General features: G+C 59.0%; 19 protein-coding genes. 11 read left to right on the forward strand and 8 right to left on the reverse strand.

The window, feature by feature from the left end; genetic code table 11:
• Positions 1-132 precede the first annotated feature (132 nt).
• The 5 genes from GWQ44_RS11325 to GWQ44_RS11345 are packed head-to-tail and all read left to right on the forward strand — an operon-like array spanning position 133 to position 7581.
• Positions 133-2109: a class I SAM-dependent DNA methyltransferase gene (locus GWQ44_RS11325; RefSeq protein ID WP_275927348.1), complete on the forward strand. Its 1977-nt coding sequence runs from the start codon at positions 133-135 to the stop codon at positions 2107-2109.
• Positions 2106-3464, forward strand: coding sequence for a restriction endonuclease subunit S (locus GWQ44_RS11330; protein ID WP_275927349.1), 1359 nt, complete (start codon positions 2106-2108; stop codon positions 3462-3464). Before GWQ44_RS11325 ends, GWQ44_RS11330 begins: the two co-directional genes overlap by 4 nt.
• Positions 3464-6661, forward strand: coding sequence for a DEAD/DEAH box helicase family protein (locus GWQ44_RS11335; protein WP_275927350.1), 3198 nt, complete (start codon positions 3464-3466; stop codon positions 6659-6661). The genes GWQ44_RS11330 and GWQ44_RS11335 overlap by 1 nt, the downstream gene beginning before the upstream one ends.
• 9 nt (positions 6662-6670) lie before the next feature.
• Positions 6671-7471: a winged helix-turn-helix domain-containing protein gene (locus GWQ44_RS11340; protein ID WP_275927351.1), complete on the forward strand. Its 801-nt coding sequence runs from the start codon at positions 6671-6673 to the stop codon at positions 7469-7471.
• Positions 7450-7581 (forward strand): hypothetical protein, encoded by a 132-nt coding sequence (locus tag GWQ44_RS11345; RefSeq protein WP_275927352.1) that lies wholly within the window; start codon positions 7450-7452, stop codon positions 7579-7581. The genes GWQ44_RS11340 and GWQ44_RS11345 overlap by 22 nt, the downstream gene beginning before the upstream one ends.
• Positions 7582-7863: 282 nt before the next feature.
• On the opposite strand, the gene GWQ44_RS11350 is transcribed toward GWQ44_RS11345, so the two are convergent.
• Entirely contained in the window at positions 7864-8766 is a 903-nt protein-coding gene (locus GWQ44_RS11350; RefSeq protein WP_275927353.1) for a helix-turn-helix transcriptional regulator, read from the reverse strand.
• Positions 8767-9144: 378 nt separating this feature from the next.
• Here GWQ44_RS11350 and GWQ44_RS11355 point away from each other — a divergent pair, with 378 nt between their 5' ends.
• Genes GWQ44_RS11355 through GWQ44_RS11365 form a run of 3 tightly spaced genes read left to right on the forward strand, consistent with a single transcriptional unit; the run spans position 9145 to position 11443 of the window.
• Positions 9145-9717, forward strand: coding sequence for a DarT ssDNA thymidine ADP-ribosyltransferase family protein (locus GWQ44_RS11355; protein WP_275927354.1), 573 nt, complete (start codon positions 9145-9147; stop codon positions 9715-9717).
• Positions 9714-10358: a DUF4433 domain-containing protein gene (locus GWQ44_RS11360; RefSeq protein WP_275927355.1), complete on the forward strand. Its 645-nt coding sequence runs from the start codon at positions 9714-9716 to the stop codon at positions 10356-10358. Before GWQ44_RS11355 ends, GWQ44_RS11360 begins: the two co-directional genes overlap by 4 nt.
• On the forward strand, positions 10355-11443 hold the full coding sequence (locus GWQ44_RS11365) for a macro domain-containing protein (RefSeq protein ID WP_275927356.1): 1089 nt from the start codon (positions 10355-10357) through the stop codon (positions 11441-11443). Before GWQ44_RS11360 ends, GWQ44_RS11365 begins: the two co-directional genes overlap by 4 nt.
• 83 nt (positions 11444-11526) lie before the next feature.
• On the opposite strand, the gene GWQ44_RS11370 is transcribed toward GWQ44_RS11365, so the two are convergent.
• The 5 genes from GWQ44_RS11370 to GWQ44_RS11390 are packed head-to-tail and all read right to left on the reverse strand — an operon-like array spanning position 11527 to position 16371.
• The gene (locus GWQ44_RS11370) at positions 11527-13560 is read right to left on the reverse strand and encodes an LTA synthase family protein (RefSeq protein WP_275927357.1); all 2034 of its coding nucleotides are present in this window, start codon (positions 13558-13560) and stop codon (positions 11527-11529) included.
• 49 nt (positions 13561-13609) lie between these two features.
• The gene (locus GWQ44_RS11375) at positions 13610-14221 is read right to left on the reverse strand and encodes a hypothetical protein (protein ID WP_248764880.1); all 612 of its coding nucleotides are present in this window, start codon (positions 14219-14221) and stop codon (positions 13610-13612) included.
• Positions 14221-15516 (reverse strand): sialidase family protein, encoded by a 1296-nt coding sequence (locus tag GWQ44_RS11380; protein WP_275927358.1) that lies wholly within the window; start codon positions 15514-15516, stop codon positions 14221-14223. The genes GWQ44_RS11375 and GWQ44_RS11380 overlap by 1 nt, the downstream gene beginning before the upstream one ends.
• A gap of 43 nt (positions 15517-15559) precedes the next feature.
• The gene (locus GWQ44_RS11385) at positions 15560-16105 is read right to left on the reverse strand and encodes a cytochrome b/b6 domain-containing protein (protein WP_275927359.1); all 546 of its coding nucleotides are present in this window, start codon (positions 16103-16105) and stop codon (positions 15560-15562) included.
• Complete coding sequence (locus GWQ44_RS11390) at positions 16105-16371, reverse strand: PepSY domain-containing protein (RefSeq protein WP_275927360.1); 267 nt, start codon at positions 16369-16371, stop codon at positions 16105-16107. The genes GWQ44_RS11385 and GWQ44_RS11390 overlap by 1 nt, the downstream gene beginning before the upstream one ends.
• A 170-nt stretch (positions 16372-16541) precedes the next feature.
• Between GWQ44_RS11390 and GWQ44_RS11395 the strand changes: the two genes are divergently transcribed.
• From GWQ44_RS11395 to GWQ44_RS11405, 3 genes are all read left to right on the forward strand, one after another.
• Complete coding sequence (locus GWQ44_RS11395; RefSeq protein WP_275927361.1) at positions 16542-17204, forward strand: response regulator; 663 nt, start codon at positions 16542-16544, stop codon at positions 17202-17204.
• Positions 17201-18583, forward strand: a complete 1383-nt coding sequence (locus GWQ44_RS11400) for an ATP-binding protein (RefSeq protein WP_275927362.1) — start codon at positions 17201-17203, stop codon at positions 18581-18583. Before GWQ44_RS11395 ends, GWQ44_RS11400 begins: the two co-directional genes overlap by 4 nt.
• Positions 18584-18768: 185 nt before the next feature.
• Positions 18769-19311: a hypothetical protein gene (locus tag GWQ44_RS11405; protein WP_275927363.1), complete on the forward strand. Its 543-nt coding sequence runs from the start codon at positions 18769-18771 to the stop codon at positions 19309-19311.
• A gap of 179 nt (positions 19312-19490) precedes the next feature.
• On the opposite strand, the gene GWQ44_RS11410 is transcribed toward GWQ44_RS11405, so the two are convergent.
• Together GWQ44_RS11410 and GWQ44_RS11415 are read right to left on the reverse strand one after the other, a co-directional pair.
• Complete coding sequence (locus tag GWQ44_RS11410) at positions 19491-20243, reverse strand: SDR family NAD(P)-dependent oxidoreductase (RefSeq protein ID WP_275927364.1); 753 nt, start codon at positions 20241-20243, stop codon at positions 19491-19493.
• A gap of 22 nt (positions 20244-20265) precedes the next feature.
• A complete protein-coding gene (locus GWQ44_RS11415; RefSeq protein WP_103739747.1) occupies positions 20266-21051 on the reverse strand; it encodes a TSUP family transporter in 786 nt (261 codons plus the stop codon).

Genomic DNA, 21051 nt, shown 5'->3' on the forward strand with positions numbered 1-21051 from the left:
CGGGAATAGAACCCAAACCGGAGCGTTAGCTCCTGCCACTACCCATAAACGCCATTTCTACATGGGCCGCTACAGATAGGCTGTTCGACAGGTTAGACTTGCCGCTTTGCCTATACCCCAAGGAATTCTCGCGTGAACACGGAAAATCATTCCCAGACGGCCGCCTTTCTCTGGTCGATTGCCGACCTGCTGCGTGGTGATTTCAAGCAATCCCAGTACGGCCGCATCATCCTGCCCTTTACCCTGCTGCGGCGTATGGAGTGCGTGCTGGCACCGACTAAGACCGAAGTCATCAAACAGACCTTCGCTCAGGAAGGCCGCCCAGATACCGTACGCGAGATAATTCTGCTGCGAACAGCGGGTCAACAATTTTTCAATGCTTCGCCACTGACCCTGGAAACCCTGTCGGATACTCAGACCGCCGCTGACCTGATGAGCTACATACAAGCCTTCAGCAAAGACGCCCGCGAGATCTTCGAACATTTCCACTTCGAGGACTTCGTTCAGCAACTGGCCAGCGCCAACCTGCTCTATCAGGTGGTGCAACGCTTTGCAGCCACCGACCTGAGCCCCGAGCACATCAGCAACTTCGGCATGGGCATTATCTTCGAAGAGCTGATCCGTAAGTTTGCTGAAAGCTCCAACGAAACCGCCGGGGAGCACTTCACCCCGCGGGATATCGTGCACCTCACCACTTCGCTGGTGATCACCAATCAAGACCACAAGCTGGCACCCAATAGCATCGTCACCATCTACGACCCAACCGCAGGTACGGGCGGTTTTCTGTCTGAGGGTGATGAATACATTCAGTCCATCAGCGAAAAGGTCAGCGTTTCTCTACACGGCCAAGAGCTGAATCCCGAGTCCTACGCCATCTGCAAAGCGGACATGCTGATCAAGGGCCAGGACGTGGCCAGCATCAAGCTCGGCAACACCCTGTCCAATGACCAACTGGCCGACAAGCGCTTCGACTTTATGCTCAGCAACCCGCCGTTTGGCGTGGAATGGAAGAAGGTGCAAAAGCAGATCACCGAGGAGCACAACCACAAAGGCTTCGACGGTCGTTTTGGCCCGGGCCTGCCACGAGTGTCCGACGGCTCACTGCTGTTCCTCCTGCATCTAGTCAGCAAAATGCGTGACCCACGTGACGGCGGCTCGCGCATCGGCATCATCCTTAACGGCTCGCCGCTGTTTACCGGTGGCGCGGGCTCGGGTGAGTCGGAGATTCGTCGCTACCTGCTGCAAAACGATCTGGTCGAAGCCATCGTCGCGCTACCCACGGACATGTTCTACAACACCGGCATCGCCACCTATGTGTGGATACTCAGCAACCACAAGGCTCCTGCGCGCCAGGGCAAGGTCCAGTTGATTGATGGCAGCCAGCACTACGCCAAAATGCGCAAGTCGCTAGGCAGCAAGCGTCAGTACATCACCGAAGAGCAAATCAACGAACTGGTGCGCCTGTATGGCAGCTTCGAGAACAACGCACAGAGCAAAATCTTCCCCATCGACGCCTTTGGCTATCGACGCATTACCGTCGAACGTCCGCTGCGCCTGAACTTCCAGACCACCGCCGAGCGCGTCGCCAAAGTGATGGAAGAAAAAGCCATCCAGAAACTGGACAGCACCGCGCAACAGCAACTGATGACAGCTCTGCAATCCATGGACGCCAGTCAACTGCACCGCAACCGCGAGCAGTTCAGCAAGCTGCTGAAAAAAGCCCTCACCGCGCACGGCATCAGCCTCAGCACGCCAGAGCTAAAAGCGTTGCTCAATGCCTTGAGCGAACGTGACCCCGAAGCGGATATCTGCATGAGCAAGGGCCAGCCCGAAGCAGACGCCGGCCTGCGTGACAATGAGAACGTACCGCTGGGCGAGTCGGTGTACGACTACTTCCAGCGCGAAGTCATCCCCCACGTGCCGGATGCCTGGATCGACGAAAGCAAAACCGATGCGCAGGACGGCGAAGTCGGCATCGTCGGTTTCGAGATTCCCTTTAACCGCCACTTCTATGTGTTCCAGCCACCGCGCCCGCTGGCCGAGATCGACCGCGATCTGAAAGCCTGCACCGACCGCATCAAGCAAATGATTGAAGGGCTGTCGGCATGACTTTTCCAACATATCCGGCTTATAAGGACTCGGGCGTGGAGTGGCTTGGTGATGTTCCTGAGCAATGGACACTCACTCGTGGGGATGCATATATTAGCTCACTAACAAAAGTTGTGAACGCTGAAACCTTAAACGACAAAGAGGTCTTTCACTACTCAATACCTGTTGTTCAGGCATCAGGTAATGGGCAGTTTGAAAATGGAAGTGAGATCGACAGCTCAAAATTCTTAGTTGATCAACCTCTAGTTCTGATATCCAAGCTTAACCCGAGGAAAAACACTGTTTGCTTGGCAAAGCCGCATAATGTTCTTACTATCTGCTCAGGTGAATTCGTTCCCTTGCAGTCAGATATCATTGACTATAAATGGCTTTATTATCTTGTTGGATCTGAGAACTTCAGAAAGCGTCTTGAGTCATTGGTTGAGTCCGCCACTCGTAGCCATCAACGAGTCAATCCGACTGACATTGTGAAATTTCAAGGTGCTTTTCCTTCTGCCCCTGAACAAACCCAAATAGCCCGCTTCCTCGACCACGAAACCGCCCGCATCGACGCGCTGATCGAAGAGCAGCAGCGCCTGATCGAACTGCTCAAGGAAAAGCGCCAGGCTGTGATCTCCCATGCGGTCACAAAAGGTCTCGATCCCACAGTTCCGATGAAAGACTCCGGCGTGGAGTGGCTGGGCGAAGTGCCGACACATTGGGATGTGGCCAGGGTGAAAAATATAGCCAAACTTGAAAGCGGTCATACACCAAGCAAGGAATATCCCGAGTATTGGGAGGGTGGTGATATACCTTGGGTTTCACTCAACGACAGCAAGCAGTTAAAGGTTGTCGATTACATAAATGAAACTCAGTACATGATTACTGCTTTGGGCATGAACAACTCGTCAGCAAGGCTGCTTCCTGCACGTGCTGTAGTGTTTACCCGGGATGCAACAATTGGCTTGGCGGCTATTACTACGCGAAAAATGTGTGTTTCACAGCATCTCATTGCTTGGATATGCATTGAAACTTTAATGCTTCCCGAATATCTGCTGCTTGTTTTCTACGCAATGGAAGAAGAGCTTGGTCGATTTACGTTTGGCGCCACCTTAAAAACCATCGGTATGCCGGATGTCAGGAAGCTTACAACAACAGTTCCTCCGTTGACCGAGCAGGCGGAAATTGTCGCAGAAGTGAACTCTAAGCGTGACCTTATTAGTCGCTTGATTAGCGAGGGTGAAAACGGTATCGCTCTGCTCCAAGAACGCCGTTCCGCCCTTATCTCCGCCGCCGTCACCGGCAAAATCGATGTACGCAGCTGGCAGCCCCCAGCCAGTGCAACATTCCCTGAATTAGCACAAGAGGCCATGTAATGGCGGATAGCAAGGAAGCTCAGTTTCAGCAGGACATCATCGAGGCCCTATCCGCCCAAGGCTGGCTAGTCGGCACGGCCAGTGGCTATGACCGTCGCACGGCGTTGTACACCGAAGATGCGCTGGGCTACTTCAAGAATGCCTGGCCGGAACGTTGGGATAAGTTCACCAAGGCCAACCCCAATGCCCCTGAAGATGTACTGATTCAGAAGCTGGTGCGCGAGCTGGAGCAGAGCGGCACCTTGGATGTGTTGCGTCATGGCTTCAAGCTGCCTGCGGTAAAAGTAGAGCTGTGCAGCTTCCAGCCCGACCACGGCATGAACCCGGACACTCTCAAGCGCTACCAGCACAATCGCCTGCGGGTGGTGCCAGAGGTGTCTTACTCGCCACACGCCCGCGAAGCGGGTGGCAGTGGGCAAAGCTACAACCCTCGGCTGGACTTGGTGCTGTTCGTCAACGGCATCCCCACCGCTACGCTAGAACTGAAAAGCGAGTTCAAGCAGTCAGTGGAAAACGCCAAGCGCCAATACCGCTACGACCGCCCGGTAAAAGACCCGCTAACACGCAAGCCCGAACCGCTGCTGACCTTCAAGCGTGGCGCGCTGGTGCACTTTGCCGTGGGCCAGAACGAAGTGGCGATGACCACCCAGTTAGCGGGCAAGGACACCTTCTTCCTGCCCTTTAACCTCGGCACTGAGGAAGGCGGCGCCGGCAACCCAATGCCCGTCGACGACAGCCAATACGCCACCAGCTACCTCTGGCAACGCCTGTTGCAGCCCGATGCTTGGCTCAAGGTGCTGGGGCGCTTTCTGCACCTGGACAAAAAAACCAGCGAAGGCTTCGACGGCACGCTGGCCACCAAGGAAACGATGATCTTCCCGCGTTACCACCAATGGGAAGTGGTCAACAAGCTGGTCAACACCACCCGCACCGAAGGGCCAGGCAAGCGCTATTTAATCCAGCACAGCGCCGGCTCGGGCAAGTCCAACTCCATCGCCTGGACGGCCCATCAACTGGCCTCGCTGTACGATGATGCCGGCCAGCGGTTGTTCAACTCGGTGATCGTGGTCACCGACCGCACGGTGCTGGACAGCCAACTGCAAAACACCATCTACCAATTCGAACACGCCCAGGGCGTGGTCAAACCCATCAGCCGAGACCTCGGCAATCAGAGCAAATCCGAACAACTGGCCGAGGCGCTGGCTGAGCAAACGCGCATCATCATCGTCACTATCCAGACCTTCCCTGCCCTGTTCGATGCCCTGGACAAGTACCCCAAGCTTGCCAGCGGGCGCTATGCGGTGATTGCCGATGAGGCGCACTCCTCGCAGACCGGTTCGTCGGCCAGCAAGCTGAAACAGATTCTTGGCAGCGATGCACTGGATGGTGAGGAAATCAGCGCCGAAGAGCTGCTGGACGCAGCCGTGCAGGCGCGCCAACCCAACGAGCGCATCAGCTACTACGCCTTCACTGCTACGCCCAAGCCCAAAACGCTTGAGCTATTTGGTCGTGAGCCTGACCCGACGTTACCGCGCAGTGCCAACAACAAGCCGGAGGCATTTCACCTGTACTCCATGCGCCAGGCCATTGAGGAAGGCTTCATCCTCGACGTGCTGCGCAACTACACCACCTACAGCACCGCCTGGAAGATCGCCCACCCGGAGGGCGAAGACGACGAGGTGGACAGCAAAAAAGCGCGCATCAAGCTGGCGCGCTGGGTGCGTTTGCACCCGTACAACATCAGCCAAAAGGTGGAAGTGATCGTCGAGCACTTCCGCGCCAATATCCGCAAGCTACTCAATGGTCAGGCCAAGGCCATGGTGGTCACCAGCAGCCGCCAGGAAGCAGTGCGCTACCAGCTGGCGGTGCGGGCCTACGTACAACAGATGGGCTACAAGGATGTGCACCCGTTGGTGGCGTTCTCCGGCAGCGTGCTCGCGGATGAAGTGATCCCCGAAGAGGTCACGGAAAACAGCCACCTACTTAACCCCGGCCTGCATGGCCGTGACTTGGCAGTGGCCTTCGACACCCAAGACTTCAACGTGATGATTGCGGCCAACAAGTACCAGACGGGTTTCGATCAGCCCAAGCTGTGCGCCATGTACGTGGACAAGAAGCTGCAAGGCGTGGACTGCGTGCAGACCCTGTCGCGGCTGAACCGCACTTTTGGTGACAGCAAGGAAACCTTCATCCTCGACTTCTTCAACGAGCCGCAGGACATTCTCGATGCCTTCTTGCCTTACTACACTAAGGCCGAGCTGACCGACGTCACTGACCCGCAGATCATCTATGACCTGCAGAAGAGGCTGGATGCCGAGGGCATCTATCACTGGCAGGAGGTCGAAGCATTCGCCATGGCCTTCTTCGACCCCAAAGCGGCCGCCAGCAAGCTCAGCTATTACTGCACACCCGCCAGGGAGCGCTTTGCCAAGCGCTACGCCTTTTCGCTGGAGTCGCACCAGCAGGCACTTGATTACAAACGCACCGCCGAAGCCAACGGCGACAGCGCTGGCTTGAAAAAAGCCGAACATGCATTGAAAGAAGCCGGCGAACAGATCGATCAGCTCGACCTGTTCCGCAAAAACCTACAGAGCTTTGTGCGCCTGTATGAGTTCCTCTCGCAGATCATCCCTTATGAGGATCGCGAGCTGGAGCAGCTCTGCGTGTACGCCAAGCACCTTCACCCGCTGCTGCGCTCGGATCGCCTGCAACAAGACGACGTCGATGTGGGCGAGCTGCAATTGAGCCACTACCGCCTGAGCAAGCGTGCTGAACACCAGTTGCGCCTGAGCGAAGAAAAAGGCGAATACACCCTCAAACCTGGCAGTGATGTGGGCAGCGGCAAGCCCCATGACCCAGAGAAAAAGCGTCTGTCGGAAATCATCGACGCGCTGAACGATATTTTTGGTGCCGAAACGCAAGATGATGACCAACTGCATTTTGCTACAGGCATCACCCAACGCCTGTTGCGCCAGGATGACTTGATGGCTCAAGTCAACAGCCACTCGGTGGACCAGGTGATGCATGGCCTGCTGCCAAAACGCGTGGTGGACACCGTACTCGACGCCATCACTGACAACGAGAAATTGTCGTTGGAAGTGCTGGACAACGAAACCAAGAGCCGAGCCTTTGCGCTGGTGATTTTGAAAATGCTCAAGGCAGCGGCAGGCCTCGCTGAGAGCGATCAACTGGGTTAAGGAGTGACCATGGCAATTCCGGACTTTCAAAGTGTCATGCGGCCGGTGCTGACCACCGTACAGAACGGCGCGCCGCTGCCACTCAGAGAACTGCGCGAGCGCATTGCCGATCAGTTCCAACTGACCGAGGAGGAGCGCAAAGAATACCTGCCCTCTGGGAATCAGACGGTCATCAATAACCGCGTAGGCTGGGCCCGAACGTATCTCAACAAAGCAGGGCTGCTGACCATTCCCGCCAAAGGCATGGTGCAAATCACCCCGCGTGGCCTTGACGCCTTGGCCAATGGACCCGCACGCATCACCGTGAGCTGGCTGAAACAATTCCCCGAGTTCGCTGACTTTCATACCGCCAAGCCACAAACGGCAGACATCCCCCCTGCGCTGGATATCGCCCCATCGGAAACCACTCCCGACGAACAACTAGCCGAGGCTCACCAGGCACTGGTGCAATCACTGGCGGATGAACTGCTTGCTCAAGTACGGGCCGCAACGCCGAGTTTCTTCGAACAGGTGGTGGTCGACCTGATGCTAGCCATGGGTTACGGCGGCTCACGGAAAGAAGCCGGCAAAGCCACCCAACTCACGAATGACGGTGGCATCGACGGCATCATCAAGGAAGACAAACTCGGCCTGGACGTGATCTACCTGCAAGCCAAGCGTTGGAGCAACACCGTACATCGCCCCGAGATCGACAAATTCATCGGCGCCCTGACCCGCCAGCGGGCGCGCAAAGGTGTGTTTATCACCACCTCGGATTTCTCCATGGGCGCAAGGGACGCGCGCTGGGCTTGGATATCAAAGTGGTGTTGATTGATGGCGTCGAACTTGCTCGGTTAATGGTCGAGCACAACCTCGGGGTGAGCGTGAAGCAGGTGTACGAGGTGAAGCAGCTCGACAGTGATTATTTTGCGGAGGAGTGAGTTACGACGGGATAACAGGCTCCACTCAATTGGTCCAAGTTTGCAAAAATCACTGCAGGTGCATTTCTTCGGTTTCCATAGCCTATGTTCGATGCTGAGGGCGCGAATTCGCTTGAGGCGTACAGCCGTGAAGGTCTCATAGAGCCTTTTCCCCATATGATCGTGGATTAACTTGCGCAGCCCGAATTGGATTGCGAGCGGTTGGCGGTGAAGCCGATCTCTTTTGTCTTGAAAAGAGCCCAGCCGCCAGGTGTCTGAATATTGTCTACTCTAGAGGCCTCATTATTGCGACGCCCCTTCCCCCTCTAACTCCTCCATCATCTCTCTCGCAGCCTCGAGATATTCCGTTAATGGTATCTCCACTAAAGCAACATGCATGGGATTAAAATAATTCAACTCGCCAGTGTGATCATTCTTTAGGGAAATTGTGGATGGGGTTGCACAATCAGCATCGACAGCAAGCTCATACGTATCAGACCGGTCAGCTTTGAAGCTAATTAAAGACCCGTTTTTTAAATGAATTTTCGTATGTTCTATAAACTCAGAAACAGCTTCCTCATCTAGCTTATGTTCCTCTATGAGATCAGTAATAACCTTTTTTAGGGCCTTAGAGTTTTTTGACTCAAACTCATCCTCATCCCAGAAAAACTCACTTATTCCACGATAGATTTCCGCTCCCCAACCTTGATAACCGTCAATAGAAAGCTCCCAATCGTCATCAGAAGGCTGATCAGCAGCATCATCCAGGAGCCGAATTCTTTGCATCAGATCAGGATTTACGATCAAGGCTTTGTTATTAAGCGTGCTAAGCAATAGCCAACCAGAGGAGGTGTGCCGTTCCGACAAAATATGATGGATTCTTCCACATTCGTTTTCAGTAATCGGATACCACTGGCTCTTCAACTTTCCGGGGAGAAGAAGCCCAATATGCCCCCAGAATCCATCAATGCTTTCATCTTGGAGCCTCCAGTGCTGTGAAGAAATTTTGGCCCGCCCTACTGAGTACTCCAGCAGATCATCAACACTCGTTCCCAATAAGGTAGCGATATCCCTCAAAGTCGCGAAGCTGGGTTCAGCATCTCCTCGCTCCCATCTAGCAACGGTTTGTTGTGAAACACTCAACTGGCTTGCTAAAGCAGCCTGCGTCAACCCCAAAACCTTCCGTAACTCTTTCAGTCGTTCCATAAGCCACCCCAACAAAAAACACATATTATGAGTTTTTACACTAAAAACGAGTATAAATTCAATACCTCCAGCCCTCCTCATCGATACTGGCTCAATATCTACGCCCTCTGAAGGGGCCTTCTGATTTCACTGATCACCTTGAGAAAGGGGAAAACCGGCTGATTGACAGCAATGAAAGCCCGCATCCACTAGAAAGATACCGGTCAGATGGCGAAGCCTAGATTGAACTTGTAGCTCAACGTAATGGCGCAATAGAATCACTATCAGCACCCTGCTAAATCGCACCAGCGTGTGAGTATTTATTTAAGGTTGTTGTCCGCACGGAAGAAGTAGCAGGGCTGAAACCACTCAGCAATTGCATAGGTCAAGGAGACCGACATGGTAGATATCAAGGAACAAAAACTGCTTTATCACCTCACCGCCCTTGAAAATTTGAGCAGTATCTTTCAGAACGGCCTCAGGCCACGCGCGCAGCTCAAAGGGTTCAAAGACGTAGCTGATGCTGAAATACTTAAAAAACGACAAGCGCTGGGACTCGAAAACTACGTCCCCTTTCATTGGTTTGCCGCGAATCCATTTGACGGAAGCGTTCAGGGCAATAAACGCGACACCCAATTTGTAGTCATATCTATTCGCCGATCCTTCGCAATTGAAAAGGATTGGAAGGTCATTCCTCGACACCCATTGGCTAATGACACCATTCAATTGCTTGACTACAAGGCAGGCTTCGAGGCCATTGACTGGGATGCGATGAACCAAAGGGACTATCACGACCCTCACTGCAAAAGCGTCTGCATGGCAGAATGCCTGTCTCCCACCGTTGTTTCTGCTAATGATTTTTTCAAGATTTTTGTCGCTAATTCGCAGGTTGAGGAGCATTGCGGGGCTAAAATGCGCGAGGCTGGTGTTTCTGTGCAGATTGGAGTGAATCCCGGAATGTTTCGTCGATGAATTACAGCAGACTGAATCCAGAGAAGGCTCTGATTTGGCGTATCGTCCATCGCGACAACCTGCCTTGGATTCTGGACAACGGTCTGCATTGTGCTAGCTCGGAAATACAGGCCCCACAATACGTGAACATCGGCAACGCGGAGCTAATCGACAAGCGCCGGTCACGTCATGTCCCCATTGCTCCTGGCGGTATGCTCGCTGATTACGTGCCCTTCTACTTCACCCCTTTCTCTGTGATGATGAAAAACATTCACTCAGGCCGGAGTGTTCAACCGCGCGCCAATGATGAGATTGTGATTCTGGTCTCAAGCCTGTACCGCGTCGCACAGTTAGGAATACCGTTCGTCTTTACAAATGCACATGCCTATCCGTATTGGACAGACTATTACAGCGATCTGGCGAATCTCAGCCAGATCGACTGGGCTATCCTTCAGCGACGCGACTTCAAACGCGACCCCGATGACCCTAGAAAAATGGAGCGTTATCAGGCTGAAGCGCTGATTCACAATCACCTACCGATTACAGGACTCCTTGGCATCATGTGCTACAGCGATGCAATGAAAAAACGCATAGAACAGGACTTGGTGGCCCGAGGTTTGGCTCTGTCTGTTCATGCGCGCCCAGGATGGTATTTCCAATGATCCGTTTTACCCAAGGCAACCTTCTGGAGGCCAAAACCGAAGCCCTGGTCAACACGGTGAATACCGTGGGCGTGATGGGCAAAGGAATCGCTCTGATGTTCAAAGAGCGCTTTAGCGAGAATTACCGTCTGTACTCGGCAGCCTGCAAGGCTGGCGCAGTGGAGACAGGCAAAATGCATGTCACCGCTGTCAACGAGTTGGATGGACCACGCTGGATCGTGAACTTCCCTACTAAGCGCCACTGGCGTTCACCCTCTCAGATGGTTTGGATAACTGAAGGGTTATATGACCTGCGACGTTTCTTACTCGAAAACCAGGTGAAGTCCGTAGCAGTGCCTCCGCTGGGTGCCGGTAACGGTGGCTTGAAATGGCCTGAGGTTCGAGAGCAGATCGTTTCGATACTTAGCGATCTGGATGTCGACATTTTAGTGTTTGAGCCTTCTAAACAGTATCTGAACGTCGCCAAACGAAACGGAGTGGAGAAACTCACCCCCGCTCGCGCGCTGATTGCAGAACTGGTTAGGCGTTATTGGGTTTTGGGCATGGAGTGCAGTCTGCTGGAAATTCAGAAACTCGCTTGGTTTCTTGAGCGAGCCATAGAAAAACTGCCAAACACAGAAAACCCTCTTGACCTTAAATTTGTTGCTCACAAATTTGGGCCATACGCCAACCGCCTGGAGCATTTGCTGAATAATTTGGATGGCAGCTATCTGCACTGCAACAAGCGAATCAGTGACGCCGATATTAATGATGTGATCTGGTTCGACGATGTGCGCAAGACTTTTCTGCAGACTTATCTCAAAACCGAAGCCAAAGAGTACGCCCAAGCACTGGAACGCACGGCTGAGCTGATCGACGGTTTTGAATCCCCCTTTGGTATGGAACTGCTGGCAACGGTCGATTGGTTACTTTACCGAGAAGGGATTTCTCCAACTGTGCCCGCCGTGCGAGAAGCATTGAAGCATTGGGACGGCGGGGCCGGCTCCGCCGCTCGCAAGAACAGGCTGTTCGACGATCAGGCGCTTGATATAGCACTCAAACGCCTAACCACCAGCAGCTTCAGCCTTGAACTGGTTACCTATTAAATAGAGCTCAGGCGATCTTGCGGCCGCCTTCGCTGGCAAGCCAGCTCCTACACGGGCTGGCGTCAACCGATGGCTGTGCGGTGTCAGCGAACGTTGCGATACAACATCAACCGCGCCCCCTCATGCATCCCCCGCGTCAACTCCAGCAACCGCGCAAACTCCTGCGGATGCTCCTGCGCCACATCCTCTCGCGGGGTATTCGACGCCAAATCATGCAAGGTCGCGCCACTGCCGTCGTGCTGCATCTGCAACAAAAAATCCTTGGTCACGCCGCCAATCACCGGAAAGGTCCCTTCCCTCAATACCAGCGGCACCACGCGCTCCCCTTCCGGTGCAGGCTGCTGAATGTCCCGCCCCATGGCGCCATTGGTGAAGGGCATCCCGGCCATGCCGGCCACGGTGGGCAGCAGGTCGGCGAGGCCGACGGCTTCTTCGATCACTCTGGGCTGCAACATCCCCGGTGCATGAATCAGCAGCGGTACGTTGTTGCTTTCCAGCCCTAGCTGTTCAAACGCGGGGGCCATGTGGGGGATCTGGCTGATGCGGGTGTTGTGGTCGCCGAAGAACACGAAAATCGTGTTGTCGTAGTAGCCGCCCGCTTTGGCGATGTCCGTCAGGCGGCCGATGTTGAAGTCCAGGAGGCGCACGGCGTTGTATTGCTCCAGGCTGCGGGAACCGGCGGCCTGGACTTGTTCCAGGGGCAGGTCCTGAGTTTGGAAGCCGTCGTTGTCCTTGGGGATGGTGAACGGGCGGTGGTTGCCGGAGGTTTGCAGGTAGGCGAAGAACGGTTGGTCCTGGGGGATGGCGCGCAGCAGGCGGTCGCTTTCCTTGAACAGGTCAAGGTCGGAGATGCCCCAGACGTCCACCAGGGGCGATTGCCAGTGGCTTTCGTCGTACAGGCGCACGTTGTCGATGCTCTGGCGGATCAGGCCGTTGATGTTGGCCCAGCCGGCGTTGCCGCCGATCAGGTAGAGCTTGTGGTAGTCGCTGAAGGCGTTGATCAGGCTGTGTTGCCGAGTGATCAGGGGCTGGCGGGTGGCGGTCTCTTGGCGGGTGACGTCGGGTACGCCGGTGATGCTGGCCCACACGGTCTTGGCGGTGCCGGTGACCGGGACGTAGAAGTGTTTGAAGAACCAGCTCTGGCGGGCCAGGCGGTCGAGGTTGGGGGTGGGGTTGAGCGGGTTGCCGTAGGCGCCCACGGCGCTGGTGCCGAGGGATTCGAGCATGACGAAGATGACGTTGGGCGGCCGGGGGCGGTCGATGCGATACGGCTGCACGTCTTGTTGGCGGGTGAAGTTCAGGCGCTGCGGGTCCGGGTGGTCGACGCCGAGGTAGCGGGCCAGGGCCGGGTAGTGTTGGCGCACTTGGGCTTCGTCGTACTGGGCCTGGCCGGCCTTGAGGGTGTCGTAGAAGAACAGCACGGGGTTCAGGCCCAGGGCGGTGATCTGGCTGTTGCCGGAGAAGTAGGCGTCGCTCCAGCGCAGGGGCACGGGGTTTTCCAGGTTGAGGTTTTCTACCCGGCCCAGCAGGCCGAGGAACACGGCGGCGATGCCCAGGGCGCTGACGCTGGCCAGGGACCAGCGGCCCAGAGTTTGTGCCGGGCGGTCGAGGGTCAGGCGTTCCAGGCGCAGCAAGGCGTAGCACCACAGGCTCAGGGCGCTGCCCCAGGCGAGGACGATCCACAGCACCGGGTAGCTTTCCCAGAGCATTTGCCGGGAGATCTGTGCGTCGTCCAGGTAGCGCAGCACCGTGGCGTTGATGCGCACGCCCAGGTAGGCGTAGTGGCCGAAGTCGATGATGTACAGCAGCCCTACCCCGCCCAGCATCAGCAGCAGGTAGGCCCGGGCCAGCCAGCGCAAAGTTGGCAGGCGCAGCAGGTTCCAGCGCGGCAGCCAGGCCAGCAGGGCCAGGGGCAGCAGTAGCAGCAGGGTCAGGCGCAGGTCGAAGCGCAGGCCGATGCCGAGGGTCTGGAGGATGGCCTCGCGCTGGTCGGCGGCGCTCAGGTCCACCCCGGAAAAACCCACGGCGAACAGCAGCCGCAGCAGTGCCAGCAAGCCGAATACCAGCCCGATTGCGCCCACGCCGTAGCGCAGGCGGCGTGATTGCAACCCGCCCATCATTGACCTCTGTGTGGTGTTGTCGAAGGCCGCGGCGCGGCCGGTTGGTTTAGCCGGCAAGGGGCTGCCCGCGGCGGCGCTGGGTGACGCGGCGCCACAGCCATAGCAGCAGCGCGCCGCTGCCGGCGATCAAGCAGTAGCCCGCCAGCAGCGGGTCCAGCAGGTAGTCCCAATAGTTTTCCGAGGGCTTGAGGCGCAGGGCAAAGGCCAGGGTCCCGGCTGCCAGCATCAGTACCCCCAGCAGGTTGCGCTGCCACAGCAGCACCAGCGCCGTCAGGCCCATCAGCACGATCATCGGCCGTGGGTTGTAGCCCCAGCGGTAGGGGTCGAGGTAAGTCAGGCCCAGGGTCGCGGGGTATAGGCTCAGGGTCAGGCCGATAAACAGCAGCAGGACCTGCACCCGGTGTTTGGCTGGCAAGGGCGTCATCACCCCCAAGTGCCGCAGGCTGACCCAGCCCAGCAGCACCAGGGTGCTGATGGCCAGATCATCGGTGAAGCTGCGCACATAGGCCGCCAGCGGCAACTGGTTCAGCGGAATAAAGCTGACCAGGGCCAGCACGGGCAGCAGCCAGGGCCGCCAGGGCGCGGTCAGGCGCAGGCTGCCAAGCAGCACAAAGCCCAGGAGGATAAAACTCAGATGGGCTTGCCATAGCGACAGCATCACAAGCGCTCCGCCAGCCACGCCGCGTTGAAGCTGACGTGCTTGATAAAGGTGTTGTTCCAGGAATAGACCAGGTGGTACAGGCCGTCCGTCCCGCGGCTGAAGTAGGGGTATTCGTACTCGAAGTCGCAGCCCTGGGGCTTGCACACCCGGTAGTCGAGGTTGCTCAAGAAGCGCTGTTCCAGGGGCAGGCGCCGGGCGCCGCTGGAGGCGCGAAAGCCTTCACCGATGATGTCCTTGTAGGCCTCGTGGGAAAACGGCTGGCCCAGGGGGTCGGGGGACTGGTCCAGTTCCACCAGCGGGCGCCATTGGCTAAGGCCGGCGTCAGTGCCGTACAGGCTGAGTTTGAAGCGCCCGTCCTGCAGGTCATTGAGGGCCACCAGCAGGCCCTGGTCGTCGGTGCCCACCGCCGCCAGGGACGAGTTGGGGTTGGACGGTTGCAGCGGATAGGGCTCGCTCCAGGTCCGCCCGGCGTCTTCGGTGCGGCTGGCCAGGACCTTGTGGTGGGTGTCGCCGGCGTAGCGCAGCATGGCCACGGCGCGGCGTTCGTCCAGGGGCACGATGGTCGGTTGCAGGGAGTGCTTGCCACGGCTGATGCGGAATTTGTCGATCACCGCGCCGTCGGCGCTCAGGTACAGGTACTCGGCGAACTTGCCCATGAACTCGTGGTACACCGGCAGGCCGATCGCGCCGTCGGCATGGAACACCGGCGCGGCGCGCACCAGGGTGCTGATGTTGAAGAACGGCGAGGTCACCAGCTGCCGCGGCGCCGACCAGCTGCGCCCCAGGTCGTCGGAAACCATCAGGTTGATGGCGCTGGTGGCCCAACCGCCCACCGACACCGAAACGTAAAACAGCCACAGGCGCTGATCCGGGCCCAGGGCGATCACCGGGTTGCCGAGCTTGCGGATGTAGCGCCCGGTGCCGTCACGGGTCGATTCGCGGGTGGCCAGCACCTGCTCGGCACCCCACTCGCCAGTCTTGGCGTCAAAGCGTGCGCTGCGCACTTGCACATCGGCGGCGCCTTCCCGGGAGCCGGCGAACCACACGGCCATCAGGTCGCCGCCGGGCAAGGCGGTCACCGAGGACGAATGCACGAAGTCATCCAGGTCCGAGGAGACGAAGCGGCTGGTGTATTGCGGCGTGCTGCTGGCCGTGGCCGCGTCGCTGTTCACGGCCGCCTGGGCGAACGGCGCCAGTTGGTGAGGCGGATGGCTGCGCCAGGCGGCGATAAAGACGGCGGCCAAGAGCAGACTGCTGCAGATGAAGCTCAGGCGAAAGGACAGCGCACGCATAAAGGAGCCCGTGGCAAGTGCCGGTTGGGAACAAGGGAAAACGTCAGCGCCGCTCAGGACCCGGCAAGGGTCGGCGGCGGCCGGTGAGCATCGACAACGGCAGGTTGTCGCGCACCTGCAGGCTTTCAAAAATCGCCGCGCACACATGCAGCAGCACCAGGCCCAGCAGCACATCGGCGCTGGTTTCGTGCACTTGCAGCGGCCAGTCGGCGCCCCACAGGGCATCGACCTCCTCCATCAAGAAACCGCTGACGCCGATCAGCACCAGGGCCAGCAGCATCAGCAGCATCACCAAAGCCCCGAGGGGTGAATGCCCCAAGCGGTGCTCGGGGCGCCCGGCCCACAGCGAGCGCAGATGCCGCGCCAGCCGGGCCCGGGTCGGCCAGAAGTCGGACCAGCGCGCACTGCGCGGCCCGACAAATCCCCAAAGCGTGCGCAGCAGCAGCCAGGCCATGGCGTAGTAGCCGAGCCAGACGTGCCAGTCGTCACCGGCTTCATTGAAGAAGTAGTTGCCGATAAAGACCCCGGCGATGGACAGGTGAAACAGTCGCACCAGCGGGTCCCACAGCCGCAGGGACGCGTGCGGCATCAGCCTTTGATCTCGGTCTTCACCGCCTTGCCGGTCACCGGGTCGTGGTAGATCTCGACCTTGCGCTGGTCCTTGTCGAAGCCGTAGATCTCGTAGCAATTGCCGTCGGTGACCTTGAACTTGCTGATCTGGTAGCCCTGGGCCTTGAGCTGTTCCTGGAAGGCCTTCTGATCCTGCCATTGCGAGCGTTCGGCGGTGGTGCATTGCGGGCCGGCGAGGGCCAGGGGGCTGGCGATGGTCAGGGACAGCAGGAGGATCTTGCGCATGGAAAACGCTCCGGTGATGGGGGAGATTCCACTGTGCAAAACCAAGCTTAGTGAAAGCTTAGTTGGCAACGCGCGGTAACATTTTCCCCACCAAAAACCCCTGCCGGCCAAGCTTGGCCGGCGTCATCATGCGCCCCTTCCCTGCCCCCTCGCCCGACCGAGAACCACCCATGCGCCTGCTGCTTGTCGAAGATGATCGTGCCCTCGGCCAGGGCATCCGCGTGGCCCTGAGCGCCGAAGGCTACACCCTGGACTGGCTGCAGGACGGCGCCAGCGCCCTGCACGCCCTGCGCACCGAAAGCTTCGACCTGTTGCTGTTGGACCTGGGCCTGCCGCGGCTCGACGGCCTGGAATTGTTGCAGCAATTGCGCGCCGCCCAGCAGGACCTGCCGGTGCTGATTCTCACCGCCCGCGACGGCACCGCCGAGCGCATCGCCGGGCTGGATGCCGGGGCCGACGACTACCTGGTCAAGCCCTTCGACGTCGATGAATTCAAGGCCCGGGTCCGCGCCCTGCTGCGCCGCAGCCAGGGTCGTGCCCAGCCGCTGCTGGAACACGCCGGCATCCGCCTCGACCCGGCCAACCAGCAGGTGCACTACCAAGACAACGAAGTGGTGCTCACACCCATGGAATACCAGTTGCTGCACCAGCTGATGGTACGCCCGGGCAAGGTGGTGACCCGCGAGCGCCTGTCCCGGGCGCTGTACGGCTGGCAGGACCGGGTCGAGAGCAACACCCTGGAAGTGCTGATCCACAACCTGCGCAAGAAGCTCTGCAGCGAGCTGATCCGCACCGTGCGCGGCGTCGGTTACGTGCTGGCGCTCAAGCCATGAACTCGGTGCGCACGCGGATTCTGTTGCCGGTCCTGGTCCTGGTGCTGCTGGGGGATTTGCTGATCAGCTGGCTGGTGCTGCGCGACAGCCACCATGAAATCGAAGAAGTCTACGACGCCCAGCTGGCCCAGAGCGCGCGCCTGCTGCAAGGGGTGCTGCGCCAGCGCGACCCGGCTCAAAAGCCGGACGCGGCGGACTGGGAGCGCCTGCACCAGGCCTTCGACCAGGCCATGAGCCGGGTCGGCGTGGACGGCGCCGCTCACCCCTATGAAACCCGCCTGACGTTCCAGGTCTGGCGCGACGACGGCCAGTTGCTGATGCGCTCCGCCGAGGCCCCGCTGCTGGAGGCGCCGCCCACCACACTGGGCGCCCATGACATTCTGGAAAACGGCAAGGACTGGTGCGCCTTTCTGCTGGCCGACCCGCAGCAGGGCTTGCTGATCTGGGTTGGCGAGCGCGATGACATTCGCCAGGACCTGATCCAGCGCATCGTGCGCCATACCCTGTGGCCGACCCTGATCGGCGTGCCGCTGCTGGCGCTGCTGATCTGGCTGACCATCGGCTGGGGCCTGGCGCCGCTGCGGGCCATGGCCCGGGCCATTCGCGGGCGCAGCAGCGACACCTTGCAGCCGCTCGGGCTCAAGCCCCTGCCCCAGGACCTGGAACCGATGCAGACCGCCCTCAACCAGTTGTTGGCCCAGATCGACAGCCTGCTGGAACGCGAGCGGCGCTTTATCGCCGACGCCGCCCATGAACTGCGCACGCCCCTGGCGATCCTGCGGATTCATGCGCAGAACGCCCAGAGTGCCGGCAGCCCGGAGCAACGCCAGGAAGCCCTGGATTTTCTGGTGAGCGGCGTCGACCGCGCCACCCGTATCGCCAGCCAGCTGCTGACCATGGCGCGCATCGAGCCGCAGCTGAACAGCCCGCGTTTGAGCCGGGTCGACCTCAGCGCCCTGGTGCGCGAAGAGCTGGCGGAACTGACGCCTTTGGCCCTGGAGAAAGAGGTCGAACTGGTGCTGGAAGGCGACGAAGGCTGCCTGATTGATACCGACCCGGTGGCTTTGGCCATTGCCCTGCAAAACCTGGTGACCAACGCCCTGAACTTTGCCCCCGCGGGCAGCGAGGTGCGGGTCGGCCTACGACCCCAGGCCGATGGCGCGATGCACCTGTGTGTGGAGGACGCCGGGCCCGGCATCAATGAACAGGAGCGCGGGCGTTTGCTGGAGCGCTTCTACAGCCAGGGCAACGCCCATGGCGCCGGGCTGGGGCTGGCCATCGTGCAGATGATCGTCAGCAAGATCGGTGGTCGCCTGGAGTTGCGCAATCGGCCTGAGGGCGGGTTGTGTGCGTTGTTGCAGCTGGGGCCGGTGCTTTAGTCGGCAGCGCAGAGGGACTATCCTGTGCGCCGCTCGGGAATGGGGGTGGTCTGGCGGGCGTCTTCGCTGGCAAGCCAGCTCCTACACAGGCAGGCACCATCCCTCGTAAGAGCGGGCTTGCCAGCGAAGGCGATCTCGCGCCCCCCCTTCTCCAGCCATATGCAATGACAATCAGGGAGACACCCATGGCCATGCCGGAACGGCTGAAACCAACACCCGCGACGCCGAAAATACGTGCGTTGATGAAGGATTTGCTCAAGCAGATCCTCGATCAGATCTGGGACAACCAGGAACGTGAAAGCCCCGTGATCAGTGCGCTGATCGAGCAGTGGAACAGCCACGCCGGCCGGCCCTTCGAGTTCCACGAATTTCGCGACATGCACAGCCATACCAGTGCGGCGAACTTTCTGCGCACGGCCTTTCATCAAGAGCGCTACGTTGACGACCTGAGCTTCGACGAAGCGTGTGCCCTGGCGGGTTTCATCTGTAAATGCGAGGGCACGGAGTCTGATATGGACTACGCCTTGAGCCTGCTGGAAACCAACTTCCCCGAGGCCAATGCCTCGGACCTGATCTTCTGGCCCAACGAGTGGTTTGGCGAGCCGGACATGCTGCAGGTGGACATGACTGCGCCGCAGATCATCGGCTATCTGATGGGCAAATCCTCGCGGCAGTTGCCGGACGCCCCGCCGATCGACTTGCCCTACCCCATGCCTGCAAACCCTTAGCGGCGACGGAGACGCTCGCCGCTAAGAGCGAAGGATTGCCCAGCCATCAGAAACCGGCCCGGTGAAGTGTCACCGGGGTATCGCAGCGTCTGGTTTAGCGAGCGCTTTGCGCCCGTGCGCAGCCTGCGGCAGCGGCTACAGGGTTGCGTGAGCGGCGCACTGAGCACCGCCCCCTGCCCTCAAAGGTTGCGCACAACGTTCAGCGCCGCGCTGCTCTGCGCCACCGGCATGATTTCGATGGAGTTGATGTTCAGGTGCTCCGGCTGCTGGGCGATCCAGCACACGGTGTTGGCGATGTCCTCGGGGCGGATGGCGTCAACGTCCTTGTACAAGGCTTGCACCGCTTCCATGTCGCCGTTGAGCCGCACCACCGAGAAGTCGGTGCCGGAACACAGGCCCGGTTCGATGTTGGTCACCCGTACCCGGGTGCCGGCCAGGTCTGCGCGCAGGTTCAGGCTGAACTGTTTGACGAAGGCCTTGCTGGCGCCATAGACGTTGCCGCCCGGGTAGGGATAGGTGCCGGCAATCGAGCCGATGTTGATGATCAGCCCGCTGTTGGCTTCGACCATGCGTGGCAGGACGCGCTGGGTAATCAGCGCCAGGCCGGTGATGTTGGTGGCGATCATGCGTTCCCAGTTCTGCGCGTTGCTGTGCTGGGCGCGTTCGATGCCCAGCGCCAGCCCGGCGTTGTTGACCAGCAGGTCGATGGCCAGGGACGCCTCATGGATCTGTTCCACCGCCCGTTCCAGGGAGGTCTTGTCGGTGACATCCAGCTCCAGGGCGATGAAGTTTTCACCCAGCTCCTGTTCCAGGCGCTGCAGCTTGTCCATGCGCCGTGCGCCACCGATCACGCGATAGCCTTCGGCGACCAGTCGGCGACAGATCGCTTGGCCAAAGCCGGCCGAGGCGCCGGTCACAAATGCGGTTTTCATGGGTTTCTCCTTGGTCAGGCGATCAGGCCAGGTATTTCACGCCGAGGCTGGCGAACAGGCACATCATCGAGAGCACCAGCACCTTGCGCACCACATCGTTGCCCTTGCGGATGGCCAGGGCGCTGCCCAGGTGGTTGCCCAAAATGTTGCAGGCCACCAAGGGCAGGGCCAGCAGGTAGATCACCTTGCCGGCCATGATGAACGCCACCAGGGCGCCGATGTTGGAGGCGAAGTTGAAGGTCTTGGAGTTGGCCGAGCTGGAAACCAGGTCCATTTTCAACAGGTAGTGAAAGGCGATGATGAACATGCTGCCGGTGCCCGGGCCGAAGAAGCCGTCGTAGAAGCCGATGACCAGGCAGGTCAGGGGCACCACGGTAAACAGCATGGCATCGGACAGCACGTGTTCCCGCACCGGCCGGTCCTTGGGGGTGAGGAAAATCAGGATGCCGAAGGGGATCAAGGCGAGGATAATCTTGCCCACGGTTTCCTGGGAGATCGACACGATCAGATGCGCCCCCAGGTAGGCACCGAGCAGGGAAAAAGGCACGCCGACCAGCGCCACCTTCCAGACCATCTTGCTGTTGACCAGAAAGTTCCTGATGGCCGCCAGGGTGCCCAGGGTGCTGACCAGTTTTTCCTGGCCCAGCGCCACCTGCGGGGGCAGGCCCACCAGCAGGAATCCGGGCACCAGGAACAGCCCGCCCCCGCCGGCAATGCTGTCGACAAAACCGGCGACGAAGGCGATGGCGCCCAGCAGCAGAATCGCCAATACCCAGTGTTCAGCCCAATAGGCTCCTAACAGTTCCAT

The sequence above is a fragment of the Pseudomonas sp. 3MA1 genome (assembly GCF_029237275.1).
GTDB lineage: Bacteria > Pseudomonadota > Gammaproteobacteria > Pseudomonadales > Pseudomonadaceae > Aquipseudomonas > Aquipseudomonas fluorescens_AP.